General features: G+C 66.2%; 26 protein-coding genes and 1 riboswitch. Of the genes, 15 read left to right on the top strand and 11 right to left on the bottom strand.

Features of this window, described 5'->3' with window-relative positions:
* The first annotated feature begins 108 nt into the window (after window positions 1-108).
* Together pncB and AC3WLC_RS06140 are read left to right on the top strand one after the other, a co-directional pair.
* Window positions 109-1,413 (top strand): nicotinate phosphoribosyltransferase, encoded by a 1,305-nt coding sequence (gene pncB, locus AC3WLC_RS06145; protein ID WP_493683036.1) that lies wholly within the window; start codon window positions 109-111, stop codon window positions 1,411-1,413.
* A 68-nt stretch (window positions 1,414-1,481) separates the two neighbouring features.
* The gene (locus AC3WLC_RS06140; protein ID WP_493683035.1) at window positions 1,482-1,907 is read left to right on the top strand and encodes a hypothetical protein; all 426 of its coding nucleotides are present in this window, start codon (window positions 1,482-1,484) and stop codon (window positions 1,905-1,907) included.
* A gap of 132 nt (window positions 1,908-2,039) precedes the next feature.
* Here AC3WLC_RS06140 and AC3WLC_RS06135 read toward each other — a convergent pair whose 3' ends face one another.
* Entirely contained in the window at window positions 2,040-2,570 is a 531-nt protein-coding gene (locus AC3WLC_RS06135) for a dihydrofolate reductase family protein (protein ID WP_493683034.1), read from the bottom strand.
* A 256-nt stretch (window positions 2,571-2,826) separates the two neighbouring features.
* Here AC3WLC_RS06135 and AC3WLC_RS06130 point away from each other — a divergent pair, with 256 nt between their 5' ends.
* Both AC3WLC_RS06130 and AC3WLC_RS06125 read left to right on the top strand, forming a co-directional pair.
* The gene (locus tag AC3WLC_RS06130; RefSeq protein ID WP_493683033.1) at window positions 2,827-3,447 is read left to right on the top strand and encodes a LysE family translocator; all 621 of its coding nucleotides are present in this window, start codon (window positions 2,827-2,829) and stop codon (window positions 3,445-3,447) included.
* A gap of 88 nt (window positions 3,448-3,535) precedes the next feature.
* Window positions 3,536-3,680, top strand: a riboswitch (FMN riboswitch).
* A 76-nt stretch (window positions 3,681-3,756) separates the two neighbouring features.
* Window positions 3,757-4,191, top strand: coding sequence for a 6,7-dimethyl-8-ribityllumazine synthase (locus AC3WLC_RS06125; protein WP_493683032.1), 435 nt, complete (start codon window positions 3,757-3,759; stop codon window positions 4,189-4,191).
* Window positions 4,192-4,244: 53 nt separating this feature from the next.
* Here AC3WLC_RS06125 and AC3WLC_RS06120 read toward each other — a convergent pair whose 3' ends face one another.
* From AC3WLC_RS06120 to ykgO, 5 genes are all read right to left on the bottom strand, one after another.
* Window positions 4,245-5,045 carry an endonuclease/exonuclease/phosphatase family protein gene (locus tag AC3WLC_RS06120; protein ID WP_493683031.1) on the bottom strand — a complete coding sequence of 267 codons (801 nt, stop codon included), beginning with the start codon at window positions 5,043-5,045 and terminating at the stop codon, window positions 4,245-4,247.
* Window positions 5,046-5,064: 19 nt separating this feature from the next.
* Window positions 5,065-5,778, bottom strand: a complete 714-nt coding sequence (locus AC3WLC_RS06115) for an RES family NAD+ phosphorylase (RefSeq protein ID WP_493683135.1) — start codon at window positions 5,776-5,778, stop codon at window positions 5,065-5,067.
* Window positions 5,772-6,185 (bottom strand): MbcA/ParS/Xre antitoxin family protein, encoded by a 414-nt coding sequence (locus tag AC3WLC_RS06110; protein WP_493683030.1) that lies wholly within the window; start codon window positions 6,183-6,185, stop codon window positions 5,772-5,774. Before AC3WLC_RS06110 ends, AC3WLC_RS06115 begins: the two co-directional genes overlap by 7 nt.
* A gap of 178 nt (window positions 6,186-6,363) precedes the next feature.
* On the bottom strand, window positions 6,364-7,005 hold the full coding sequence (locus AC3WLC_RS06105) for a tetratricopeptide repeat protein (RefSeq protein WP_493683029.1): 642 nt from the start codon (window positions 7,003-7,005) through the stop codon (window positions 6,364-6,366).
* Window positions 7,006-7,171: 166 nt separating this feature from the next.
* Entirely contained in the window at window positions 7,172-7,297 is a 126-nt protein-coding gene (gene ykgO, locus AC3WLC_RS06100; protein WP_038363015.1) for a type B 50S ribosomal protein L36, read from the bottom strand.
* Window positions 7,298-7,575: 278 nt separating this feature from the next.
* Here ykgO and AC3WLC_RS06095 point away from each other — a divergent pair, with 278 nt between their 5' ends.
* The gene (locus AC3WLC_RS06095; RefSeq protein WP_493683027.1) at window positions 7,576-8,469 is read left to right on the top strand and encodes a tellurite resistance TerB family protein; all 894 of its coding nucleotides are present in this window, start codon (window positions 7,576-7,578) and stop codon (window positions 8,467-8,469) included.
* A gap of 70 nt (window positions 8,470-8,539) precedes the next feature.
* Window positions 8,540-9,853: an MFS transporter gene (locus tag AC3WLC_RS06090; RefSeq protein ID WP_493683026.1), complete on the top strand. Its 1,314-nt coding sequence runs from the start codon at window positions 8,540-8,542 to the stop codon at window positions 9,851-9,853.
* On the opposite strand, the gene AC3WLC_RS06085 is transcribed toward AC3WLC_RS06090, so the two are convergent.
* Together AC3WLC_RS06085 and AC3WLC_RS06080 are read right to left on the bottom strand one after the other, a co-directional pair.
* Window positions 9,854-10,186 (bottom strand): NIPSNAP family protein, encoded by a 333-nt coding sequence (locus AC3WLC_RS06085; RefSeq protein ID WP_493683025.1) that lies wholly within the window; start codon window positions 10,184-10,186, stop codon window positions 9,854-9,856.
* Between the two features lie 2 nt (window positions 10,187-10,188).
* A complete protein-coding gene (locus AC3WLC_RS06080) occupies window positions 10,189-11,373 on the bottom strand; it encodes a pyridoxal phosphate-dependent aminotransferase (protein ID WP_493683024.1) in 1,185 nt (394 codons plus the stop codon).
* 337 nt (window positions 11,374-11,710) lie between these two features.
* Here AC3WLC_RS06080 and AC3WLC_RS06075 point away from each other — a divergent pair, with 337 nt between their 5' ends.
* The 8 genes from AC3WLC_RS06075 (at window position 11,711) to denD (AC3WLC_RS06040) (ending at window position 18,994) form a co-directional block, all read left to right on the top strand.
* Complete coding sequence (locus AC3WLC_RS06075; protein WP_493683023.1) at window positions 11,711-13,546, top strand: IlvD/Edd family dehydratase; 1,836 nt, start codon at window positions 11,711-11,713, stop codon at window positions 13,544-13,546.
* A gap of 367 nt (window positions 13,547-13,913) precedes the next feature.
* On the top strand, window positions 13,914-14,753 hold the full coding sequence (locus AC3WLC_RS06070) for an isocitrate lyase/PEP mutase family protein (RefSeq protein ID WP_493683022.1): 840 nt from the start codon (window positions 13,914-13,916) through the stop codon (window positions 14,751-14,753).
* Window positions 14,750-15,076, top strand: a complete 327-nt coding sequence (locus AC3WLC_RS06065; RefSeq protein WP_493683021.1) for an immunity protein CdiI family protein — start codon at window positions 14,750-14,752, stop codon at window positions 15,074-15,076. Before AC3WLC_RS06070 ends, AC3WLC_RS06065 begins: the two co-directional genes overlap by 4 nt.
* A complete protein-coding gene (locus tag AC3WLC_RS06060; RefSeq protein WP_493683020.1) occupies window positions 15,073-15,747 on the top strand; it encodes a GNAT family N-acetyltransferase in 675 nt (224 codons plus the stop codon). The genes AC3WLC_RS06065 and AC3WLC_RS06060 overlap by 4 nt, the downstream gene beginning before the upstream one ends.
* A gap of 1 nt (window position 15,748) precedes the next feature.
* The gene (locus AC3WLC_RS06055; protein WP_493683019.1) at window positions 15,749-16,195 is read left to right on the top strand and encodes a GNAT family N-acetyltransferase; all 447 of its coding nucleotides are present in this window, start codon (window positions 15,749-15,751) and stop codon (window positions 16,193-16,195) included.
* Window positions 16,196-16,221: 26 nt separating this feature from the next.
* Window positions 16,222-16,968, top strand: coding sequence for an SDR family oxidoreductase (locus AC3WLC_RS06050; RefSeq protein ID WP_493683018.1), 747 nt, complete (start codon window positions 16,222-16,224; stop codon window positions 16,966-16,968).
* 19 nt (window positions 16,969-16,987) lie between these two features.
* Complete coding sequence (gene denD, locus AC3WLC_RS06045) at window positions 16,988-17,980, top strand: D-erythronate dehydrogenase (protein WP_493683017.1); 993 nt, start codon at window positions 16,988-16,990, stop codon at window positions 17,978-17,980.
* A 30-nt stretch (window positions 17,981-18,010) separates the two neighbouring features.
* Complete coding sequence (denD, locus tag AC3WLC_RS06040) at window positions 18,011-18,994, top strand: D-erythronate dehydrogenase (protein ID WP_493683016.1); 984 nt, start codon at window positions 18,011-18,013, stop codon at window positions 18,992-18,994.
* A gap of 90 nt (window positions 18,995-19,084) precedes the next feature.
* Here the strand turns inward: denD (AC3WLC_RS06040) and AC3WLC_RS06035 are convergent, their stop codons facing one another.
* The 3 genes from AC3WLC_RS06035 to AC3WLC_RS06025 all read right to left on the bottom strand — a co-directional run bounded on the left by AC3WLC_RS06035 (window position 19,085) and on the right by AC3WLC_RS06025 (window position 21,798).
* Window positions 19,085-19,900 carry an AprI/Inh family metalloprotease inhibitor gene (locus AC3WLC_RS06035; RefSeq protein ID WP_493683015.1) on the bottom strand — a complete coding sequence of 272 codons (816 nt, stop codon included), beginning with the start codon at window positions 19,898-19,900 and terminating at the stop codon, window positions 19,085-19,087.
* Complete coding sequence (locus tag AC3WLC_RS06030; protein WP_493683014.1) at window positions 19,885-20,859, bottom strand: 2-hydroxyacid dehydrogenase; 975 nt, start codon at window positions 20,857-20,859, stop codon at window positions 19,885-19,887. The genes AC3WLC_RS06035 and AC3WLC_RS06030 overlap by 16 nt, the downstream gene beginning before the upstream one ends.
* A 177-nt stretch (window positions 20,860-21,036) precedes the next feature.
* Window positions 21,037-21,798: a FadR/GntR family transcriptional regulator gene (locus tag AC3WLC_RS06025; protein ID WP_493683013.1), complete on the bottom strand. Its 762-nt coding sequence runs from the start codon at window positions 21,796-21,798 to the stop codon at window positions 21,037-21,039.
* Between the two features lie 246 nt (window positions 21,799-22,044).
* Here AC3WLC_RS06025 and AC3WLC_RS06020 point away from each other — a divergent pair, with 246 nt between their 5' ends.
* Window positions 22,045-23,097 (top strand): ABC transporter ATP-binding protein, encoded by a 1,053-nt coding sequence (locus AC3WLC_RS06020; RefSeq protein ID WP_493683012.1) that lies wholly within the window; start codon window positions 22,045-22,047, stop codon window positions 23,095-23,097.
* Window positions 23,098-23,192 lie beyond the last annotated feature (95 nt).

Genomic DNA, 23,192 nt, shown 5'->3' with positions numbered 1-23,192 from the left:
AACGGCCCCCGCCGAGACCGGAAAGTCCCGGCCTCGCCGGCCACCATTCCCCTTGGCCCTCCCCTGCTCTACTGCTGGGATAGTCAGCCTCTGCGAGCCAGCGAACCCATGGCCCTCACCGACATCGCCACCCGGACCTACAACCACAGCTGGCGGCTCGATCCGATCATCCGCAGCCTGCTCGACACCGATTTCTACAAGCTCTTGATGCTGCAGATGATCAGGAGCTTCCATCCGGAGGTGCAGGTCACCTTCGGCCTGATCAATCGCTCCAAACAGATCCGCCTCGCCGACGTGATCGAGGAAGCCGAGCTGCGCGCCCAGCTCGACCACGCCCGCGGGCTGCGCTTCACCAAGAAGGAGCTGATCTGGCTCGCCGGCAACAGCTTCTACGGCAAGACCCAGATGTTCACGCCGGACTTCATCGCCTGGCTCGCCGAATTCCGCCTGCCGGACTACGAGCTGCGCAAGGTCGACGGCCAGTACGAACTGACCTTCGCCGGCCCCTGGACCCATTCGATGATGTGGGAGATCCCGGCGCTCGCCATCGTCAACGAACTGCGCTCGCGCCAGGCGCTCAAGACCTGGGACCGCTTCGCCCTCGACGTGCTCTATGCCCGCGCCAAGTCGAAACTCTGGGACAAGGTCGAGCGGCTGAAGAAGCTGCCCGATCTGCGCATCTCCGATTTCGGCACGCGCCGCCGCCATGGCCATCTCTGGCAGCGCTGGTGCGTCGAGGCGCTGAAGGAGGGCCTCGGGCCGACCTTCACGGGCACCTCGAACGTCCTGCTCGCCATGGAGAACGATCTCGAGGCGATCGGCACCAACGCCCATGAATTGCCGATGGTGCTGGCGGCGCTGGCCGACAGCGACGAGGAACTCAAGCGCGCGCCCTATCGCGTGCTCGACGAATGGCGCCAGGTCTATGGCGGCAACCTCCTGATAGTGCTGCCGGACGCCTTCGGCACCACCGCCTTCCTGCGCGACGCGCCCGCCTGGCTCGCCGACTGGACCGGCTTCCGGCCCGACAGCGCCCCGCCGATCGAGGCCGGCGAGCAGATCATCGCCTGGTGGAAATCCCAAGGCCGCGATCCGAAGAGCAAGCTGCTGATCTTCTCCGACGGCATGGACATCGACTCGATCGAGGAGGCCTATCGCCATTTCCACGGACGGGTCCGCACCGGCTTCGGCTGGGGCACCAACCTGACCAACGACTTCGTCGGCTGCTCGCCGGTCGGCACGCCCGATCTCGACCCGATCTCACTGGTCTGCAAGGTCGTCAGCGCCAATGGCCGCCCGGCGGTGAAGCTCTCCGACAACCCGAACAAGGCGACCGGCGACCCCGCCGAGATCGCACGGTATCTCAGAGTGTTCGGTGGGGCGGATCGGAAGGCGAAAGCGGTACGGGTTTAGGGCGGACTCTTGCGCGGTTGCTTTTGGCCGATGTCGGACATTGAGAAGGTCTGCTAATGGATTCGCTGATGAGCGCGAAAGCCGACTGCGAAGAGCTGATGAATGCCGGCCTACCCTTCGCGGGGGAAATGCTCAGCAAACACGGCGAGTTCTTCCCATTCGGAGGTGCGATGCGCCTTGATGGTGAGCTCGTGTCGGTGACCGGATATGATGGTCGGGAACAGCCTCCCTCACTAGACATCATTCGACTGATCAAAGAGGCGTTCATCAAAGGCGCGGTCGAGGAAAACTACAAGGCGACAGCCTTGTTCTATGGCGTGCGCGTCGCATTGCCCAGGGACAGAGTAATGTCCGACGCCATTGCGGTTTCTCTGAATCACCGGGACGCGTACTCGGTGATAGTGATGTTTCCCTACACGCTTAAGGGACAAGAGGTCCTGTTTGGCGAAGCGATTGCCCAAGTCGGCAAAGCCGACGTCTTTTCGCCCCCATAGGCGTCACGCTAGCGGCAAATCATCGCCTGAGAACCCGCCGATAGGTCCGGTTACGAGAGCTATCCCAACTTCCGCATTTGACCCGAATTAGGCCTGCCGTGGAGACACACACCAGCAAGCGCTGGGGTGCAGCTAGCCAGGAACATACGTCAACCTGATCACGCTCTCGCCGATGCGATCGCTGGCGACGAGGCGGAGCGGCGGCCGGGGACCTGCGAAGAACGGCGCGCCGTGGCCGAGCACATGCGGGTGGAAGTAGAGCCGATACTCGTCGATGAGGCCAAGCTCGGTCACGCTTTGCGCCAGCTTCGGCCCGGACACCGTGATCTCGCCGGCCAGCTCATCCTTCAATCTGCGGATCGCCGTCGCCAGGTCATCGGCGACGAGTGTCGCGTTGGGGCCGACCGACGTCAGCGAGCGCGACACCACCCATTTCGGCAGGCGCTGCCATGCCGCGGCGAAGTCGCGATGATCTGCGGTCCATTCGGGCTGGTCCTCGTCCCAATAGCGCATGATCTCGTACATGCGGCGACCATAGATACTGCCCGCCAGGCCCCGCACATGCTCGATCCAGTGGCGGAAGAGCACGGCATCGGGCGCAAAGGCCTCGTGATCGACATAGCCGTCCAGGGACAGGTTCATTCCGAAGATGAGCTTGGCCACGCTGCAAAACCTCCGCTCCAGGTCTTTCGGAACAGCTCGAGCCGCGGCGGCTCCGAAGCGAGCTTCGACATGATCCTGGCATGGCTGGCGTCGCCAGGATGACAGCAGCAAGGGCCTGGGCCACGACGAACTCAAGCCCCGCCGATGCGGGAACGGCCCCGCCGGCCACGCAGTCGACGCTGCCGGTCCCAAGGCTATGTTGCCTCATGACAGCAGCCGGCCACGCGCCGCACGATGCGACAGAGGAAGCACGACGATGGATTGGCTGGTCTGGTCTTCCTTCGCCCTGGTCTGTGCGGTCAACATCGTCACGCCCGGGCCGGCGATCCTGAACACGGTCCGCCGGGCGACGCAGCTCGGCTTCCGCAGGGTCCTGCCGACCATTTTCGGCAATACCGCCGGGCTCATCATCGCCGGGTCGTTCTGCGCCGGCGGCGTCGCCACCTTCGTGCTCGCCTCCGAACTGCTCTGGACACTGTTCCGCTGGCTCGGCGTCGCCTATCTCGCCTTCCTCGGCCTGCAATTGATCCTGAAGCGCGAGACGCTCGATCTTGGCGGCAGCGTGGCGCCGCAGATTTCCGGCAAGAACCTCTTCGGCGAGGCGATGCTGCTCGCGGTCGCCAATCCCAAGGCGGTGCTGTTCTTCGTCGCGCTGTTCCCGCAGGTCATCGATCCCGCCAAGCCGATCCTGCCGCAGGCGGCGCTGATGATCGCAACCTATTGCGCGATCTCGATCCTGTCGCTGAGCTCCTATTCGGCACTGGCGAGCATCCTGCGCACCCGCTTCATCACGCAGACACGTTACCGCGTCTTCCGTATCGTCTCCGGCGTGATCCTGCTGGGCTTCGCCGGCAAGCTCGCACGCGAGGTGCGGTGAGGCTGGAGGCCACGCATTCACCGCGATGCTCCCGCTTCCAGCGCATGGCGGCTGTTCCTTGCCGCGGCGTGCCAGTCGGGTAACGTGGCTCCGTTCTCAGGGCGGGGCGAAATTCCCCACCGGCGGTATGCGGCCTCGGCCGTGAGCCCGCGAGCGCCTTTCGCGAGAAAGGGTCAGCAGATCAGGTGCGATGCCTGAGCCGACGGTCATAGTCCGGATGAAAGAGAACGTGCTGTCGTCCGCGCCTTCCGGCGCGGCGCGCAGCCGTGATCGCCTTGGGTGACGTGTCTGTCGCGAAAGGAGATCACTGTGACACTCGCCCGTTATGCCTTCATCAAAGCTGCCTGGCACGCCGATGTCGTCGGCCAGGCCCTCAAGGGCTTCCTCGAGGTCATCCCTCCCGGTCAGGTCGATGTGTTCGACGTGCCGGGAGCATTCGAGATGCCGCTGCTCGCGCGCGACCTTGCCTCGACCGGCCGCTACGCCGCGGTCGCCGCTGCGGCCCTGGTCGTGGACGGCGGCATCTACCGCCACGAGTTCGTCGCGCAGGCCGTGATCGATGGATTGATGCGAGCCGGGCTCGATACCGGCGTGCCCATTCTTTCGGTCTCGTTGACCCCACACCACTACCGGGAGGGGCCGCATCACGCCGAGATCTTCAGGGCGCATTTCGTGACCAAGGGTCGCGAAGCGGCAGAAGCCGCATTGATGATCGGGCGCACGCGCGCCCGCCTCGCAGCCTAATCGCATCAATGCATGGGCTGCCTCCCACGCGATCGGGAGGCAGCCTCGAACGCCTAGATGTGGAGCAGCAGCGGCCTATGGTCGGAAACCTCGGGCTGCCCGACGACCGCGAAGCCGAGGACATCGACCGCTTCATTCACCAGCATGTAGTCGGCATAGCGGCCCGGCTTCCTGTAATGGGATGTCCGCGTGTCGGAATGGCCGCGGCCGACGACGAGGTCCGCCAGTCCCATCCCAGCCAGAACCTCGAAGGTCCGGCTGCCGGGCTCGACATTGAAGTCGCCACAGACGACGAGCCGATCTCCCGGCTGTACCACCGTCTCGATCAACGCGACGAAGCGATGGGCCTGTTGGAGACGCTCCGGCGTGTCGATCTTGCCCTTCAGGTCTCTCAAACCGTGCATATGCGCGATGGTGATCGGCCAGCCGCGGTCGAAATCGTGGATCCGGACGACATGAGCGCTGCGCGAGCGCGGATGCTCGCCATAGCCGTCCGGAGAAAATCCCTTGTGCACGAAACCCTGCACCTGCCCGATGATGGGAAAGCTGCGGTGAACGAACGTCGCGAGCCCCCATTGCGATGGCACGGTCTCATCGCCATCCCACAGAACGCCCTGAGCCGCTGGGCAGAAGGTCGCAACATGCTCCGGCAGCGCTTCCGACACGTCCCGGAAGAAGTTGGCGCGCTGCGGCAGGACATGATCGCCGTCGCGATAGTCCAGCCATTCCTTCGACGTCGCTGGCGTATGGACGACCTCCTGAAGGCAGAGGACATCCGGCGCTTCCCGCGCGAGATAGGCTTGCGCCTCCTCGTGCAGCGTTCCGCCCCAGCCGTTCAGGCACATGATACGCAAGACGATCCTCCTCGGCCGTCTACCCGATGCGAAAGACCTTGCCGGTCCCCGCCTCGCGGTAGAGATCGACCCGCTCGCCGTCCCAGTGATAGTCGAGATGCCGGCCCTGCATGGGATTGCCGGCGAGGTCGGGCCAGAACAGCCCGGCGCACTCCCCGCCTGGCCGGCGCACGCTCGGATAGGCGACGCCATCCGAGCCGGCAGCGCGCAGCCTCGAACCCAGCGCCTGGCTTTCCGCATAATCATCAGGCCGCAGCAGCGCGCTCTCGCCTGCCCGCTCGCCGCGCAGATCGTGCAGGGCAGCGTCGATCGACAGGACGAGTTCCCGGAACTGCGAGGTCCAGCCGGGTGGCTCCTTCGTCCGCGCCATGAAGCGGCCATGGTGGTGGATCGTCTCGAACAATGCCGTCTCGAAGCCCTCGGCGACATAGAGCACGCCGAAGGAACCGTCACTGAACCGGCTCGGCCGGTCGCGGCTGACATGGGTGAACGGCGCCATCAGCCAGCTCGCCCCCGCCCCGGAGACGCGGCGGGACGCCGGCACCAGATCGAGATTGCCGATCGTCTCCATCAACCGCGGATTGGTCTTCATCTCCGCCAGGATCAGCAGCGGCCAGTCGGCGGGGTCGGCGATGTCCTCGAACAGGTCGATCGGCGGAAAGGCGCTGCGGATGATGCGAACCGCGCCAGGCCACTGGACCTGCGCGACCGGAAAGTCGCCGGGGCTCACCAGAGCCCGCGCTCCGCGTCGAGATAGCGCCGCACCCGCATCAGGTCGGTGAGCTCGCCGCCGAGCATCACGTCCAGCGCCGACTTGCCGGCGAAGGCCTCGTTGCCCGCCTTGATCCAGGCATAGCCGCGCTGCGGCTCGCGGAAGATCAGGCGCAGCGCCTTGTGGATGCCCATCAGGTTGGAGAGCCGGGCCCGCGCATCGCGGTCGATGCGGCCGATCTCGCCAGCCTTCCAGCGCCGATAGCTGCGCACCGGCTGGTCGAGCAGCACCGCGGCCTCCTCGTCGGTCAGCCCCCAGAGGCGAAAGAGGTTCACCGACGCGCGGAACATCGCCGCAGCCTCGGCCTCCGTGATCGCGGCGGGCGAGAAGGCATCGGGCGAGGTCGGAACCGGCGAGAGCTGGCTCATCGGGCAATCTCCATTTGGCAGAAGATAGATAAAATGCTGCCAAATGGCAAGAGCAAGTACGCGCGTCATTCTCGGACGCAGCGAAGCGGAAATCCGAGAATCTCAGGATGAGAAAGCGCTATCGGAGTTTCATTCGGCCGGGGGTGCTCGGGTCAAGCCCGAGCATGACGCCAAAAACTCAGGCGTCGCGGCCGTCGACCTCGAGCTTGAGCGATTCGACCGCGTCCTTGACCCCCTCCAGCTGCGGATAGACCGCAAGCGCCCGCCGATAGGCGACCATGGCGCGCTTGTCGTCGCCCTGCTGGCGCAGGATCGTGCCGAGCCCCATCATTGCGCCGTAATGGCGCGGCTCGCGCTTCAGCGTCTCGGCAATGTCGAGCAGCGAGCGAATCGGATCACCCGCGAGGAACAGCGCATTGGCCCGCTGATTCCACCCTTCCGCCCAGTCGGGTTCCAGGGTGATGACGCGGTCGAGCAGTTCGATCGCCAGGGGCAGCTCGCGCGCCTTCAGCGCGTCCTGCGCCCGCGTCATCAGCAGGTCGGCCGTATCCGAGCCCGAACGGGCCCAGCGCCGCTGGATCAGATTGGCGATTCCCTTGGCCTCTTCCGCGGTCTTGGCGGCGGCAAGACGCTCGAACAGCTTGTCGAGCGTCACGGCCTGACCGCGCGGCGGCGCTTCCGGCAGATTCGGCTTGTCGTCGCGATCGGCGTTTGGAACCGCGCCATCGCGCAGCGGCTTGTCCTGTGCGAGCGCGACCGGCGCAACCGCGAGGAGCAGCCCCGGAATCAGTGCGATACGGGCAAGGCGAAAGAACCTCATGCTCTCAAGGTGGGCCTGATGCAGCCCGAGGTCAATTCACGGCCCAGCGAGATCGCTGGAGAACACGGCCATGTGCAAGCCAAAAAAGCGGGCCGCACAATGTGCAGCCCGCTTTTTCAAACTCGACAAGGAAGCTTCCAGCGCGGCCTAACGGCCGCGCGAAACCTCAGCCCTGACGCGCCTTGAAGCGCTTCTGGACCTTGTTGATGATGTAGACGCGGCCCTTGCGGCGCACGAGCTGGTTGTCGCGATGGCGCGCGCGCAGCGACTTCAGCGAATTGCGGATCTTCATAGCCCGTACTCCCATCGGCCCGCCCTGCGGCGAAACCGGTCAAAAAACTGAAGGCGACGCGAGCCGGCGGGCCGGCCCTCATCGAGCAAACGACATGCGTGCCTGATGCGATGGCCGGCTGTATAAGGATTTTGCCGGGATTGGCAAGGCCCCGGCGCGTTTTTCCGCCACGCGATCGCATGCGTCATGCTCTCGTCGCAATCGCATGGCGGCCCTAGCGTCCCGGCCGGTGCATACCTAGATTGCGGCGGCAGCAGACCTATCAGGGAGCTCTCTCGATGTTCAACGCCAAGTCCCTCCTCGACGCCCTCGTCAATGCGGGCAGCCAGGCTGGCGCCCAGGGCGGGCAGGCCGGCGGGCTGGGCGGCGTGCTCGGCAATCTCGCCCAGCAGGTCCAGCAGGCTGGCGGCGCCGGCGGCCTCGCCGGCATGGCCGGCCAGATCTTCGGCCAGGCCAGCCAGGGCGTGCAGGACGCCGCCCGCAACACCGGCCTGCAGCAGGGCGCCACGGACATTGTCGGCCAGCTCTCCGGCGGCAAGACGCCCGAGCAGTTGATCGAGCAGGCCAAGGGCATGCTCGGCGGCAACCAGCTCGCGGCCGGCGCCGTGCTCGGCGGCCTGGGCGCGCTGATCTTCGGGACGTCCGCGGGCCGCTCGATCGCCGGCTCCGCAGCCAAGCTCGGTGGGCTGGCCTTGGTCGGCGGCCTCGCCTACAAGGCCTATCAGAACTATCAGGCTGGCAAGCCGTTGCTCGGCGCCGATCAGCAGCCCGCGCTGCCGGCTCCCGCCGGCTCCGGCTTCGAGCCGGAAGCGGCGAAGAACGAGCATGCGCTGCTCTTCATCCGTGCCATGATCGCGGCTTCCGCCTCCGACGGCCATATCGACGACGCCGAGCGCAACGCTATCCTCGGTGGCCTGCGCGAGGCTGGGCTCGACGCCGAAGCCAATCAGTGGCTGACTAATGAGCTTGCGAACCCGGCGAGCGTCGATGCGCTGGTCGAGGGCGCCGAGACGCCCGAGCTCGCCGCGCAGATCTATACGGCCGCCCGGATCGCCATCAATCCGGACACCCCGGCCGAGAAGGACTTCCTCGCCGGCCTCGCCGGCTCGCTGGGCCTCGATGCCGAGCTGGTCGCCAACATCGACGCCGCGGCGAGCGCCGCGAAGGCCTGACCTGTAACGCAGGTCTGCAGTGCGCCGGGCGCGGATTGACCGCCCGGCGCGCCCAGCCATCCAATGCGGGATGCAATCACCAAACCCGCATTGGTCGGCGCGCCTGCCGTTCTATTATGGCTGGCTCGTCATCGGCATCGCCTTCGTCACCATGGCGGTGGCCGTCAACGCGCGCACGGCGTTCTCGCTGCTGCTGCCGCCGCTGATCGACGAGTTCGGCTGGGATCGCGGACTCGCCTCCGGCGCCTTCTCCTTCGGCTTCCTGCTCTCGGCCGTGACCAGCACCTTCGTCGGCCGCGTCATGGACCGGCACGGCCCACGCGTCGTCATCGAGATCGGCGTCGCGATGCTGGCGGCGGGCCTATTGATCGCGCCCGCGATCGGCGCCGCCTGGCACCTCTATCTGACGCTCGGCGTCCTCGTCGGCTGCGGCGCCAATCTGATGAGCTTTTCGGCGCAGTCGCTGTTCCTGCCGAACTGGTTCGTGCGCCGTCGGGCTTTTGCCATCAGCATCGCGTTTTCCGGTGTCGGGGTCGGTGCGTTGCTGCTGCTGCCCTGGCTGCAATCGATCATCAGCCGGGATGGCTGGCGCGCCGCCTGCTGGATCATGGGCCTGCTCGTGCTCTTCCTGCTTGGCCCGCTCAACCTGCTGGTCCGGCGCAAGCCGCAGGATCTCGGCCTGCAGCCGGATGGCGAAACCGGCCCGGCTGGCGCCGTCGCCGCGCAGCGCAAGGCGGCGGTGGTCGATCCGGCCTGGGTCGCGGTCGAATGGACACTGGCGCGGGCGCTGCGCACGGCGCGCTTCTGGTGGATCATGATCGGCTATTTCTGCGCGCTGATCGCCTGGTACGCCGTGCAGGTCCACCAGACCAAGTACCTGATCGAGGTCGGCTTTTCTCCGCTGATGGCCGCCTGGGCGCTGGGCCTGGTCAGCGCCGTCGCCATCCCCGGCCAGATCGGCCTCGGCGCCCTGTCGGACCGCATCGGCCGCGAATGGATCTGGATGGCGGGCTGCCTGGGCTTCGCCATCTGCTATGCCGCCCTGATCGCACTGGAGCACACCCCCTCGCCCGTGCTGCTCTATGTGATGGTGATCGCGCAGGGCTTCCTGGGCTATGCGATCACCTCGGTATTGGGTCCGATCGTCTTCGAGATTTTCGAAGGGCCGCATTTCGGCGCGATCTTCGGGACGGTCACGGTGGCGCTGCTCGGCGGCGGCGCGGCCGGGCCCTGGCTCGCCGGCACGATCCATGACGCGACCGGCAGCTATCGCTTCGCCTTCCTGCTGGTCATCGCCTGCTGCGTCGTCTCGGCGGCGGCGATCTGGCTGGCGGCGCCGCGCAAGGTGCGGCTGGTGCCGGGCCGCGTGAAGCCTTCAAGTTGATCAGGGCGCGCGCTTGACGCCCTGGTCGTCCTCGAACACCGGCCGGAAGAAGCTGCGCTCATAGCTGATGATGAAGCGGTGCTTCTCGTTCTCGGCGACCACTGCAAGGCACTCGGCGTCCTTGAACGAGGCCTCGCGATAGGCCTCGTATTCCGCGAAGGACGGGAAGCTGAACATCGCCAGCGCGACGTTGGAGGTCCCTTCCGACGGCATGAAATAGCCGTGGTGCTTGCCGCCGAACCGCTCGACCAGCCGGATCCAGGCCTTGCCATAGGCCTCGAAGGCTGGGAGCTGATAGGGGTCGACGACGTAGCGCAGATGGCAGGTGATCATCCTCAGGCCGCCTTCGCGCTCTTCAGGAACTCGCCCATCCGCCCCAATGCCCGCTCGATATTCTCCAGCGAATTGGCATAGGAGAGCCGGATATAGCCTTCGCCATGGACGCCGAAATCCGGCCCGCCGATCGTGGCGACGCCGGCCTCGTCCAGCAAGGCGGAAGCCAGCTTCTTCGCCTTCCAGCCGGTCTGCGAGACGTTCGGGAAGGCGTAGAAGGCGCCCTTGGGCACGATACAGGAGACGCCCGGCAGTCCGTTCAGACCGGTGACCACCGCCTTCCGGCGCCGGTCGAATTCCGCCAGCATCATCGCGACCTCGTCCTGCGGGCCGGTCAGCGCAGCGAGGCCCGCCCATTGCGCGGGAGCGTTGACGCAGGAATGCGAGTTCACCGCGAGCTTGCGGGCATTGTCGTAGAGCGGCTTCGGCCAGACCGAGAAGCCCATACGCCAGCCGGTCATGGCATAGGTCTTCGACCAGCCATTGAGCAGGATCAGCCGGTCGCGGATCTCCGGATAGCTCAACAGGCAGACGTGCTTCTCGCCGTCATAGAGCATCTGGTCATAGATCTCGTCCGACATCACGGCGACATCGGGGAACTTCGCGAGGCCGGCGACGAGCTTGTCGACCTCGGCCTTGGGCGTGACGCCGCCGGTCGGGTTCGCCGGCGAGTTGACGATCAGCAGCCGCGTCTTCGGCGTGATCAGCGACAGCGTCTCCTCCGCGGAGAAGGCAAAGCCGTTCTCCTCGCGGATCGGCACCGGCACCGGCGTCGCGCCGGTATACTCGATCATCGAGCGATAGATCGGGAAGCCGGGATCGGGATAGAGAATCTCGGCGCCGGGCTCGCCGAACATCAGGATCGCCATGAACATGGTGACCTTGCCGCCCGGCACGATCATCACCTCCTCCGGCGAGACCTCGACCTGGAAACGCTTATGCAGGTCGGCGGCCACCGCCTCGCGCAAGGGCAGGATGCCGTTCGCCGGCGTATAGCCGTGATGGCCGTCGCGCAGTGCCTTCACCGCCGCCTCGACGATGTGCTCCGGCGTCGGAAAATCCGGCTGGCCGATGCCGAGATTGATGATGTCCTTGCCCTGGCGCTGCAATTCGGTGGCCCGAGCGAGCACGGCGAAGGCGTTCTCCTCGCCGATCCGGCCGAAAGATGGGACGACGTGCAGCGTCATGGCGGTTTCCTCTTCGCTCGCGGCAGATCTTTCGTCGCCGCGCGTTCAATCTGTCTTGGCCGCAAAGCCGGCAACCGCGCAAGCCCGCCGCGTGCGTCCCGGTCGCGACGGGGACGCATTTGGAACACTTGCAAACTGCGCCGCAGCGACCTTTGCTGGCGAAGGCGCCGACCAAGCGATTGGCACGGCACCTCAAGTCGTTGTATGCAGCATACAGCAACTGCGGCAAGTGTTCTTGCCACTTCGCTTGCGATCGGCATGATCTGCCGATCAAATCGATTTAAAGACGATGCCGAAGCGGCGCGAACGCCGCCTGGCTGCGAGAGGGAATGACGGGATGGCCAAGACGCCGACGAGCAAGACGCCTGGGAAGAAGCCGGTCCGCAAGATCAAGCCGGAGCAGTTGCGCTCGAAAGCCTGGTTCGACAATCCCGCCAATGCCGACATGACCGCGCTCTATATCGAGCGCACCATGAATTTCGGCCTGTCGCGCGAGGAGTTGCAGTCCGGGCGCCCAATCATCGGCATCGCCCAGACCGGCTCCGACATCGCCCCTTGCAACCGCCACCACCTCGAACTCGCCTCCCGCGTCCGCGACGGCATCCGCGAGATGGGCGGCGTGCCCTTCGAGTTCCCGATCCATCCGATCCAGGAAACCTGCAAGCGGCCGACCGCTTCGCTCGACCGCAATCTGCAATATCTTTCGCTGGTCGAGATCCTCTACGGCTACCCGATCGATGGCGTCGTGCTGACCACCGGCTGCGACAAGACCACGCCGGCCCAGATCATGGCGGCCGCGACCGTCGACATCCCGGCGATCGCATTGCCCGGCGGCCCGATGCTGAACGGCTCCTTCCGCGGCGAGCGCACCGGCTCGGGCACGATCGTCTGGAAGGCGCGCCAGATGATGGCCGCCGGCGAGATCGACTATCGCGGCTTCGTCGACCTGGTCGCTTCGTCCGCGCCATCCGCGGGCCATTGCAACACCATGGGCACGGCCTCGACCATGAACGCGCTCGCCGAGGCGATGGGCATGACCCTGCCCGGCGCCGCCGCGATCCCCGCGCCCTATCGCGACCGCTACGAGATGGCCTATCTCACCGGCCGCCGCATCGTCGAGATGGTCTGGGAGAACCTGATCCCCTCGAAGATCCTGACGCGCGAGGCCTTCGAGAACACCATCGTCATCAATTCGGCGATCGGCGGCTCGACCAATGCGCCGATCCACGTCAACGCCATCGCCAAGCATATCGGCGTCAAGCTCGACAATGAGGACTGGACCAAGATCGGCTACGACACGCCGCTGCTGGTCAACATGCAGCCTGCCGGCGAATATCTCGGTGAGGATTACTACCGTGCCGGCGGCCTGCCCGCCGTGATCGCCGAGCTGATCGCCAAGGGCAAGCTGAAGCCGGCGATCACCGCCAACGGCAAGACCCATATCGAGAACTGCGAAGGCGCCTTCTCGGGCGATCGCGAGGTCATCAAGGCCTATGACGAGCCGATGAAGAAGGAAGCCGGGTTCCTCAACCTCTCCGGCAACCTGTTCGACTCGGCGATCATGAAGACCTCGGTGATCACGCCGGAGTTCCGCAAGCGCTACCTGGAGAACCCGAAGGACCCGATGGCCTTCGAGGGCAAGGCCGTCGTCTTCGACGGGCCGGAGGACTATCACCATCGCATCGACGATCCCGCGCTGGCGATCGACGAGCACACCGTGCTGTTCATCCGCGGCGTCGGCCCGGTCGGGTATCCCGGCGCGGCCGAGGTCGTGAACATGCGGCCGCCGGATTACCTGATCAAGAAGGGTGTCACTGCCCTCGCCTGCGTCGGCGATGGCCGCCAGTCCGGCACCTCGGGCTCGCCCTCGATCCTCAACGCCTCGCCGGAAGCGGCGACCGGCGGCGGTCTCGCGCTGCTCAAGACCGGCGACAAGGTCCGCATCGACCTGAAGAAGCGCACTGCCAACATGCTGATCTCGGACGAGGAGCTGGAGAAGCGCCGCGCCGAGCTCAAGGCGGCCGGCGGCTACAAGTATCCGAAGAGCCAGACGCCCTGGCAGGAGATCCAGCGTAAGATCGTCGACGAGCTCTCCGAGGGCATGGTGCTGAAGCCGGCGGTCAAGTACCAGAAGATCCACAAGAAGTTCGGCATTCCGCGCGACAACCACTGACGTCGTCCTTTCGGAAGATCGCGCGGAATCCCCTCCCCCTTGTGGGGAGGGGCAGGGGTGGGGGTCGCAAAGCCGGAGCGGTCGGCAGAAGCTGATGGCGCTGTCGCTGCTGCCAAACCTTGTTTCTGCTGCCGGTCGCCAAGCGGCACCACCCCCATCCCCAGCCCTTCCCCACAAGGCGGAAGGGAGGAGCCAGGGCGATCGGCCTGTCGCGGAGACGCGCAGGGAAGAAGTTCTCCGGTTCCAACCGTTGCGGGACATGAAGCCCGCGCATTGGCGTCACCCCCGAGATGCGCGGCAGTAGGGCTGACAAAACCGTTCAATGCGGCCAGTATGACGCCCCTGAGCTCATTTGAAACGATTTAAAATGACTTACAGCCCGCAAGTCGACGCGTTTCGCAAACTCCACGAATCCGGCTGCTTCGTCATGCCGAACCCCTGGGACGAGGGCTCGGCCCGCTGGCTGCGCGGCCAGAGCTTCAAGGCGTTGGCCTCGACCAGCGCCGGCTTCGCCTTCACGCAGGGGCGGGCCGACCAGGACGTGCCGCGCGACATGATGCTGGCCCACCTCGCAGAATTGGTGAAGGCAGTGCCCGATCTGCCGGTCAACGCCGATTTCGAGAACGGCTATGCCGATACGCCCGACGGCGTCGCGGCCAACGTCAAGCTCTGCATCGCGACCGGTGTCGCCGGCCTCTCGATCGAGGACGCGACCGGCCGCAGCGACGAGCCGCTCTATCCCTTCGAGCTCGCCGTCGAGCGCATCAAGGCGGCCCGTCGCGCTGTCGACGAGACCGGCACCGGCGTCGTGCTGACCGCGCGCGCCGAGTGCTTCCTGACCGGGCATCCCGATGCGCTGAACGAGTCGGTGCGGCGCATCAGGGCCTATGCCGAGGCCGGCGCCGATGTGCTCTACGCCCCCGGCCCGAAGACGGTGGCCGACATCAGCGCCATTGTCGCGGCGGCCGGCGGCAAGCCGGTCAACACGCTGGTCTATAATGATGCCGGCCTCAGCGTCGCCGATATCGCCGCGACCGGCACGCGCCGCATCTCGATCGGGGCGGCCCTCGCCCGCGCTGCCTGGGCGGCCTTCATCGAGGCAACACGCCTGATCAAAGACGAAGGCAGCTTCAAGGGCTTCGCCGGCAACGGCGCCTCGGCGCCACTCAATCCGTTCTTCAGCGCTGATCTCAAGGCGCGCTCGTGAGCGGGCAGCTTCTCATTGCCCCGGAATGGCTCGGCAAGAGCGGGCTCTGGCAGATCGACGCCAAGGGCAAGCGCAAGCCGGTCGATGCCGACGATATCGACCTCTCCGACGAGCTCGCCGACCGGCTGGAAAGCTGGATGGACACCTTCGACGCGATCTATGACGAGGCGAACGAGGCCGCCTCCGACTTCGCCGGCGAGGCCGAGCGCAGCGCTTGGGAAGCGGAAGGCGCGGCGCTCGCCGCGGCCATCGCCGCCGAGCTCGGCCCGGACTGGCAGATTACCCACGACTTCACCGCCTGGCGCAGGACGATCAAGGCATGACGACGCTGAACTGGACGCCCCGCTCCTTCCCGCCGGCCAAGGTGCTGAAGGGCCGCTATTGCCGGCTGGAACCGCTCGATCCCGCCCGCCATCTCGACGATATCTGGCAGGCCATGGAGGGCCATCCTTCCGTCTGGGACTGGCTGCCCGCAACGCTTCCGCCGAGCCGCGAGGCGTATCGCGAACTGCTGACGATGATGGCAAGCAAGGCCGGCATCATCGCCTTCGCCGTGATCGACGAAGCCGACGGCAAGGCCAAGGGGCATCTCTGGATGATGGAGATCAGGCCCGAGCACGGCGTCTTCGAGGTCGGCTGGATCACCTATTCCCTGTCGATGCAGCGCACCCGCATGGCGACGGAAGCGGTCTATCTCGTCGGCGAATACGGCTTCTCGCTCGGCTATCGCCGCTATGAGTGGAAGTGCAATAACCGCAACGAGCCCTCCAAGCGCGCTGCTCTGCGCTTCGGATTCCAGTACGAAGGCCTCTTCCGCCAGCACCAGGTGGTCAAGGGCGAGAACCGCGACACCGCCTGGTTCTCGATCCTCGACAGCGAGTGGCCGAAGGTCGGACAAGCCTTCCGCAACTGGCTCGCACCGGAGAACTTCGACGCGCAAGGCCAGCAGAAGAGCTCGCTGGGCGACCTGATGAAAACCGCCGGGGCTGCCTGAGATGGCCCTGCGTCGCGCCACGACCGAGGATATTCCGGCGATCGTCGCGCTGACTGAGGCCGCTTATCTGCCGAACGAGAGCATCATCGGCGTGCCCTCGCTGCCGCGCATCGCCGACTACCGGCAGGTGCTGGCAGAGCACGAGGTCTGGCTCGCCGAAAGCGAGGGGACGCTCGACGGCGTCCTCGTGCTCGAGGAGGAACCGGCGAAGTTCACGCTCTGGAGCATCGCCGTCTCGCCCGCCGCCACAGGCAGGAAGATCGGCTCGCAATTGATGGACTTCACCGAGGAGCGGGCCAGGGCGCTCGGCCACGACGCGGTCCATCTCTACACCCACGTCAAGCTGGCCGACCGCATCGGCTGGTATGAGCGGCTCGGCTACCGGACCACCCATTACGAGGATCTGCCGGATCGCCGGCTGATCCATATGCGCAAGAGCCTTCGATAATTGGAAAACCAAAGGGAAGAAACGACATGGCAGGACGTTTGAAGGGCAAGGTCGCGGTCGTCACCGCCGCCGGCCAGGGCATCGGGCGCGCGATCGCCGAGGCCTTCGTTGCCGAGGGCGCGACCGTCTGGGCGACCGACAAGGACGTCGCCCTGCTCGACGGCATCCCGAAGGCGAAGAAGCGCAAGCTCGACGTGCTCTCGACCAAGGCGGTCGAGGCCTTCGCCGAGAAGGTTGGCCCCATCGACATCCTCGTCAACGCCGCCGGCTTCGTCCATCACGGCACCGTGCTGGAGTGCGACGACAAGGCCTGGGAGTTCTCCTTCGACCTCAACGTCAAGTCGATGCACCGCACGATCAAGGCCTTCGTCCCCGGCATGCTCGCCGCCGGCAAGGGCTCGATCGTCAACATCGCCTCGGGCGCCGGCTCGGTGCGCGGCATCCCGAACCGCTATGTCTACGGCGCGACCAAAGCGGCGGTGATCGGCCTGACCAAGGCGGTCGCGGCCGACTTCATCAAGAAGGGCATCCGCGCCAACGCGGTCTGCCCCGGCACGATCCAGTCGCCCTCGCTCGACCAGCGCATCGTCGACCTCGCCAAGGCGACCAAGACGACCGAGGCCGCCGCCCGCCAGGCCTTCATCGACCGCCAGCCGATGGGCCGGCTCGGCACAGCCGAGGAGATTGCGTGGCTTACGGTCTATCTCGCCTCGGACGAAGCGAGCTACAGCACCGGCCAGATCTATCTCGCCGATGGCGGCTTCGCGCTCTGAATAGCGCAGGAGAAGTGCCATGCACGTCCTGATCAGCGGCGCCGCCGGCATGATCGGCCAGAAGCTCGCCGCGCGCATCGCCCGCGAGGGTGCCTGTGCCGGCAAGCCGCTGACTCGGCTGACGCTGACCGACGTCGTGGCGCCGCCGCGGCCGGCCGGCTTCGACGGGCCGATCGAGGCCCGTACCGAGGATTCGAGTTCGGCTGCGGTCGCATCCGAGCTCGCGGCCTTGCGGCCCGACATCATCTTCCACCTCGCCGCGATCATCTCCGGCGAGGCGGAGCGCGATTTCGACAAGGGCTACCGCATCAATCTCGACGGCATGCGCAACCTGTTGGAGGCGATCCGGCAGGAGAGCGCGAAGAATGGGCCTTATGTACCCAAGCTCGTCTTCTCCTCATCGAGCGGCATCTTCGGCGCCCCCTTCCCGCCGGCGATCTCCGACGAATTCCATGTCACGCCGCTGACCAGCTACGGCGCGCAGAAGGCGATCGGCGAATTGCTGCTCACCGACTATTCGCGCCGCGGCTTCGTCGATGGCGTCGGCATCCGCTTCCCTTCGATCGTGATCCGGCCGGGCAAGCCCAATGCCTCGGCCGGCGGTTTCTTCTCCGGCATCATCCGCGAGCCGCTGCAGGGGTTGGAGGCGCTGCTACCGGTCGACGATAGCGTCATCTTCACCCATGCCTCGCCGCGCTCGGCCGTCGGCTTCCTGCTGCACGGCGCCTCGCTGACCCGCGAAGAACTCGGGCCGCGCATCAACCTCAGCATGCCCGGCGTCTGCGTCACCGTCGGCGAGCAGATCGAGGCGCTGCGCCGCATCGCCGGCGACAAGGCGGTGAAGCTGATCCGGCGCGCACCCGACAAGGCCGCGGCCGACATCGTCAAGGGCTGGCCGACCCGCTTCGATGCGAAGCGCGCGCTGTCGCTCGGCTTCAAGGCCGAACGGGATTTCGACGAGATCATCCGCGTCCATATCGAGGACGACCTCGGCGGCCGCCTCCCCAACTGAACGTTAAGAAGCGAAAGATCGGACAAAGACATGCATATCCTCGTCATCGGCGGCGCCGGCATGGTCGGCCGCAAGTTCATCGAGCGCCTGGCGCGCGACGGCGGCCTCGGCGGCAAGGTGATCGACAAGGTGACGGCGCAGGACGTCTTCCCGGCTGCGGCGCCGGCGAACGCGCCCTTCGCCTTCGAGTCGCTGACATCGGATCTGTCGCAGCCGGGCGAAGCCGAGAAGCTGATCGCCTCGCGTCCCGAACTGATCGTCCATCTCGCCGCGATCGTCTCCGGCGAGGCCGAGGCCGATTTCGACAAGGGCTACCGCATCAATCTTGACGGCACACGCTATCTCTTCGACGCGATCCGCCTCACCGGTGACGGCTACAAGCCGCGCGTGATCTTCACCTCCTCGATCGCCGTCTTCGGCGCGCCCTTCCACGACAAGATCGAGGACGAGTTCTTCACGACGCCTCTGACCAGCTACGGCACGCAGAAGGCAATCGGTGAGCTGCTGCTCAGCGACTACTCGCGCCGCGGCTTCTTCGACGGCGTCGGCATCCGCCTGCCGACGATCTGCGTCCGGCCGGGCGCGCCGAACAAGGCCGCCTCCGGCTTCTTCTCCAACATCATCCGCGAGCCGCTCGCCGGCCAGGACGCGGTGCTGCCGGTCTCCGATCAGGTCCGCCACTGGCACGCCTCGCCGCGCTCGGCCGTCGGCTTCCTCGTCCACGCCGCAACCATGGATACCGCTGCGATCGGCCCGCGCCGTGCGCTGACCATGCCGGGCTATTCCGCCACCGTCGCCGAGCAGATCGAGGCGCTGCGCAAGGTTGCCGGCGAGAACGTCGTGAAGCGCATCAAGCGCGTGCCCGATCCGGTGATCGACGCCATCGTCGCCGGCTGGCCGCGCAATTTCGACGCCAAGCGTGCGCCGGCGCTCGGCTTCAAGGCGGAATCGAGCTTCGAGGAGATCATCCGCGCCCATATCGACGACGAGCTCGGCGGGACGTTCGTCGCGTGACGTAAGGCGTCATGGTCGGGCTTGACCCGACCATCTCTTTCCAGATGAGCGAGAGATGCTCGGGTCAAGCCCGAGCATGACGACAATGGTCTAAGGCAGCTTCTTCAGCAGCAGCGGCGCGCCGACCGCAGGGTCCTTGCGCCACTGCCCGCCTTCGAAGACCAGCTCGACCTTGTGGCCCTTGCGGGCGATCAGTTCGAGCCGGCCGGCCTCATAGCGCCAGGCGACCGGCGAGAAGATCGTCAGACCGGTGTCCGGGCAAAGCCCGTCGAAGCTCGCGACCGATGCGCCGGCATTGGCCGAGGGATTGGTGGAGAGCACCAGCTTGCAGACATCGCGCCCAGTCTGTCGCATCACCGTATAGCGGCCGGGGACACTGCCTGCCGCAGGCGCGCTCGCAGGATCGACCGCAGTCGGGCGCGCCGCCGCCGTCGCTGCAAGCTCGGCCTGGCCCGGCGCCGGGCGCTGCTGCGCCCGGACATAGCCAGCCGGATCGAGCCCGTAATCCGCGCCATCGCTGCCCTTGCCGCGGCGGCCCGGGTCGGCCTTCCCGCTGAAGACGATCACCGCCTTGCCGTGGCCGTCGAGCAGCCTCGGCGCGCCGTCGGCCACATCCCAGGCGACGACCCCGGTGAGAATCGGCAGGGCGCGCCGGCAGGTCGCCGGGAATCGGACCTGCCGCCCCTGCCCGGCCACCTCCGTCCCGAAGGTCACCGTGCACTCGCGCGACGCGCCGAGCTTCTCGATATCCCAGGAGCCGATGAAAGGCTTCAGGGCCTCAGGCGCCTTTTCGGCGCCGCGCGGCAGCGATTGCGTTTGCGCTCCCACCGGCGAGCCGATGAGCAGCGCTAGCGCGGCGGCAGCCGCGCCGTGCCGTATTCCCGTCGTGATCAGGCTTTTGTCCATGGCGTCTCGGCAACCGGTGTCAAAGGACCCTTGCCATCGAACCATGAAACTAGATTGTCGACCAGAAGCTGGCCCATCTGTTCGCGCGTATGCACAGATGCCGAGCCGACATGCGGCAGCAGCACGACATGATCCATCGCGATCAGCTCGGCCGGCACGCGCGGCTCGTCCTCGAACACGTCGAGGCCGGCGGAGAGGATGGTCTTGGATTTCAGCGCCTCGATCAGCGCCTGCTCGTCGATCACCGTGCCGCGACCGACATTGACGACGATGCCGTTCGGCCCGAGCGCCTTCAGCACCTCGGCATTGATGATGTGGTAGGTCGAATCGCCGCCCGGCGCGACCGAGACCAGCGTGTCGACATCGGCCGCCATCTCGGTGAGCGAGGGATAATAGCGATAGGCGACGTCGGCCTGGCGCGAGCGGCCGTGATAGACGATCGGCACGTCGAAGGCTTCGAGCCGGCGCGCCACCGCCTTGCCGATCCGGCCGAGACCGACGATGCCGATCTTGCGCTTGCGCAGCGAAGTGGTGAGCGGATAGGCGGCCTGCAGCCACTTGCCGGCGCGCAGATAGCGGTCGACCTGCGGCAGCTGGCGCACCGTCGCCAGCAGCAGGCCGATGGCGAGGTCGGCAACCTCGTCGGTCAGCACATCCGGCGTATTGGTGACGATGATGCCGCGCTTGCCGGCGGCCTTGGCATCGACATTGTCGTAGCCGACGCCGAAATTCGAGACGACTTCCAGCTTGGGCAGCGCATCGAACAGCGCATCGTCGATGCGCACATGCGCGCCGCCGCCAGCGACGCCGCGCACCCGGTCCCTCACCGCAGCCAGCGCCGCCGGGCGATCCTGCTCCTTCCAGAGCTCGTGCACGGTGAAGCGCGCCTTCAGCTGGTCGGCGGCATAGGCCATCAGCGGCCCGGTCATGACGATCTCGATCTTGTTCTGCGCGGTCATGGTCCTGCTTTCCTGGAACGCTGCGTGGCTTGATTTCAAATTCTTAAAACGATTAGATCAACCTAGCTGCTGGAGCGCCGCCGGGGAATTACCACCGCCGCAGACTGGGGCTGCTTGCAGAGCCGGTTATGCCATCCCGGCTTGGCTGTCGATTCAGCCAGATATAGTATGATTTAATCACGCGATTTTGCTCGCATTCGCATCAGCTCGCGCCGCGAGCAGACCCAGAGTGCTGTTCAGGCTGTCGATCACCAGCCCGCTCATCCGCGCTGCCGCGAGGTCGCCGTCGCGCTGCACGATCGCATCGAAGACGCGTTCGTGATCGATCAGCGACGCCGTGAAGAAGAAGCGATCGTCAGGCGCCTTGAGGAACAGCGACCACTGGATCGTCGCCGAGACTGCCGGCGCCAGGCATTGCAGCGGCGGGTTGCGGGTCGCGGCGAAGATCGCCTCGTGGAAGGCAAGGTCGGCGCGGACCGTCGGCTCGGCATAGGGCGGGTTCTCGACCATGCCGCGAAAGGCCGTCTCGATCAGCCTGAGATCGGCATCGCTGCGCCGCTGCGCTGCCAGCCGCGCCGCGCTCGGCTCGACGAAGAGCCGAAGCTCGAACAGATCACGGATGAATTTCTCGTTGGGGTCGGCCTCGAAATGCCAGGCGAGCACATCGGGATCGAGCAGGTTCCAGGCCTCGCGCGGCGCCACCCGCGTGCCGCTCTTCGGCCTGGCCTCGACCAGCCCCTTGCCGCTCAGGAACTTCACGGCCTCACGATAGGCAGTGCGCGAGACCGAGATCTCGCCCTTCAGATCGTCCTCGTTCGGCAGCAGCGAGCCAGCAGGAGAGGCGCCAGTGATGATCGCGACCGCGAGCCTGTGCGCGACCTGGCCGAACAGCCGGTCGGGGTTGAGCCTCGTCGCGCGCGCTTTGACGTGAAGCTGCATCGGACCGCGCATTTTCCTCCGTGATCGGCGGCGCTGGAGGAGCTCTCCCGTCGCCTGCCCGGCGCTTGACACGCCTGTTTCTATCGTATGACTTTATCCGGGAACGAGGTTGACGCAACAGGCGGCTCGCCTGGGTTGCGGGGCCTCGTGTCGATCGGCCGTCAGAAGCCGATGTTCTGCAACGCCGCCGGCGGGGATCGTGTCAGGCACCCCGGGGCAAACCAAAGAGCGGGAGAAACAACCAAGATGGCATCCGTCCAGATTGCCGACGTGCGCAAGGCCTATGGCTCGACGCAGGTCATTCACGGCGTCGACATCGACATCAACGATGGCGAGTTCGTCATCCTCGTCGGCCCCTCGGGCTGCGGAAAATCGACCTTGCTGCGCATGATCGCCGGCCTCGAGAACATCTCGGGTGGCGAGATCCGCATCGGCTCGCGCGTCGTCAACGACGTGCCGCCGAAAGAGCGCGACATCGCCATGGTGTTCCAGAACTATGCGCTCTATCCGCATATGACGGTCGCCGACAACATGGCCTTCTCGATGAAGCTGCGGAAGGCGCCGAAAGCCGAGATCGACGAGCGCGTCAGCAAGGCCGCCAACATTCTCGGCCTCACCAACCTGCTCGACCGCTTTCCGCGCCAGCTCTCGGGCGGCCAGCGCCAGCGCGTCGCCATGGGCCGCGCTATCGTGCGCGATCCGCAGGTCTTCCTCTTCGACGAGCCGCTCTCGAACCTCGACGCCAAGCTGCGCGTGCAGATGCGCACCGAGATCAAGGAGCTGCATCAGCGCCTCAAGACCACCACGGTCTACGTCACCCACGACCAGATCGAGGCCATGACCATGGCCGACAAGATCGTCGTGATGCATGACGGCATCGTCGAGCAGATGGGCGCCCCGCTCGATCTCTACGACAACCCCGCCAATCTCTTCGTCGCCGCTTTCATCGGTTCGCCCTCGATGAACCTGCTGAAGGGCACGATACGCGCCAACGGCTTCGAGACCGAGGGCGGCGTGATCTGGCCGGTCGGCAAGCACCCGGCGGATTCGAACGATCGGGCCGCGGTGCTCGGCATCCGCCCCGAACATCTGATGCTCGATCCGAACGGCCTGTCCGCCGAAGTGGTGGTCATCGAGCCGATGGGCTCGGAGACCCAGGTCGTCGTCCGCTGCGGCGGCCAGGACCTGACCTGCATCTTCCGCGAGCGCATCGGCGCCAAGCCCGGCGAGACGATCAAGATCCGGCCCGACACCTCGGTGACCCATCTGTTCGACGCCGCGACCGGCAAGCGGATCTGATTTCCGGCGCCGCCGCACGGGGAACACCCCGGCGGCGGCGCTGTCCGACAAAAAACGCGACGAGGCTCCCATGCAGGGCCTCGCGGCAACCCGGA

The organism is Allobosea sp. GW821-FHT03A12 (assembly GCF_058986765.1).
Note: the sequence above shows the minus strand (reverse complement) of the source record. Positions and strands in the feature narration are given on the sequence as shown.

What these genes read in the sequence shown, in the direction of transcription:
- AC3WLC_RS06075 (WP_493683023.1), top strand. Translation starts at nt 11,711, where the DNA reads ATGGCCAAGACGCCGACGAGCAAGACGCCTGGGAAGAAGCCGGTCCGC.
- AC3WLC_RS06050 (WP_493683018.1), top strand. Translation starts at nt 16,222, where the DNA reads ATGGCAGGACGTTTGAAGGGCAAGGTCGCGGTCGTCACCGCCGCCGGC.
- AC3WLC_RS06095 (WP_493683027.1), top strand. Translation starts at nt 7,576, where the DNA reads ATGTTCAACGCCAAGTCCCTCCTCGACGCCCTCGTCAATGCGGGCAGC.
- AC3WLC_RS06105 (WP_493683029.1), bottom strand. Translation starts at nt 7,005, where the DNA reads ATGAGGTTCTTTCGCCTTGCCCGTATCGCACTGATTCCGGGGCTGCTC.
- AC3WLC_RS06080 (WP_493683024.1), bottom strand. Translation starts at nt 11,373, where the DNA reads ATGACGCTGCACGTCGTCCCATCTTTCGGCCGGATCGGCGAGGAGAAC.
- AC3WLC_RS06130 (WP_493683033.1), top strand. Translation starts at nt 2,827, where the DNA reads ATGGATTGGCTGGTCTGGTCTTCCTTCGCCCTGGTCTGTGCGGTCAAC.
- pncB (WP_493683036.1), top strand. Translation starts at nt 109, where the DNA reads ATGGCCCTCACCGACATCGCCACCCGGACCTACAACCACAGCTGGCGG.
- AC3WLC_RS06070 (WP_493683022.1), top strand. Translation starts at nt 13,914, where the DNA reads ATGACTTACAGCCCGCAAGTCGACGCGTTTCGCAAACTCCACGAATCC.
- AC3WLC_RS06085 (WP_493683025.1), bottom strand. Translation starts at nt 10,186, where the DNA reads ATGATCACCTGCCATCTGCGCTACGTCGTCGACCCCTATCAGCTCCCA.
- AC3WLC_RS06025 (WP_493683013.1), bottom strand. Translation starts at nt 21,798, where the DNA reads ATGCAGCTTCACGTCAAAGCGCGCGCGACGAGGCTCAACCCCGACCGG.
- denD (WP_493683017.1), top strand. Translation starts at nt 16,988, where the DNA reads ATGCACGTCCTGATCAGCGGCGCCGCCGGCATGATCGGCCAGAAGCTC.
- AC3WLC_RS06090 (WP_493683026.1), top strand. Translation starts at nt 8,540, where the DNA reads ATGCAATCACCAAACCCGCATTGGTCGGCGCGCCTGCCGTTCTATTAT.
- AC3WLC_RS06110 (WP_493683030.1), bottom strand. Translation starts at nt 6,185, where the DNA reads ATGAGCCAGCTCTCGCCGGTTCCGACCTCGCCCGATGCCTTCTCGCCC.
- ykgO (WP_038363015.1), bottom strand. Translation starts at nt 7,297, where the DNA reads ATGAAGATCCGCAATTCGCTGAAGTCGCTGCGCGCGCGCCATCGCGAC.
- AC3WLC_RS06055 (WP_493683019.1), top strand. Translation starts at nt 15,749, where the DNA reads ATGGCCCTGCGTCGCGCCACGACCGAGGATATTCCGGCGATCGTCGCG.
- AC3WLC_RS06030 (WP_493683014.1), bottom strand. Translation starts at nt 20,859, where the DNA reads ATGACCGCGCAGAACAAGATCGAGATCGTCATGACCGGGCCGCTGATG.
- AC3WLC_RS06060 (WP_493683020.1), top strand. Translation starts at nt 15,073, where the DNA reads ATGACGACGCTGAACTGGACGCCCCGCTCCTTCCCGCCGGCCAAGGTG.
- AC3WLC_RS06020 (WP_493683012.1), top strand. Translation starts at nt 22,045, where the DNA reads ATGGCATCCGTCCAGATTGCCGACGTGCGCAAGGCCTATGGCTCGACG.
- AC3WLC_RS06035 (WP_493683015.1), bottom strand. Translation starts at nt 19,900, where the DNA reads ATGGACAAAAGCCTGATCACGACGGGAATACGGCACGGCGCGGCTGCC.
- AC3WLC_RS06140 (WP_493683035.1), top strand. Translation starts at nt 1,482, where the DNA reads ATGAGCGCGAAAGCCGACTGCGAAGAGCTGATGAATGCCGGCCTACCC.
- denD (WP_493683016.1), top strand. Translation starts at nt 18,011, where the DNA reads ATGCATATCCTCGTCATCGGCGGCGCCGGCATGGTCGGCCGCAAGTTC.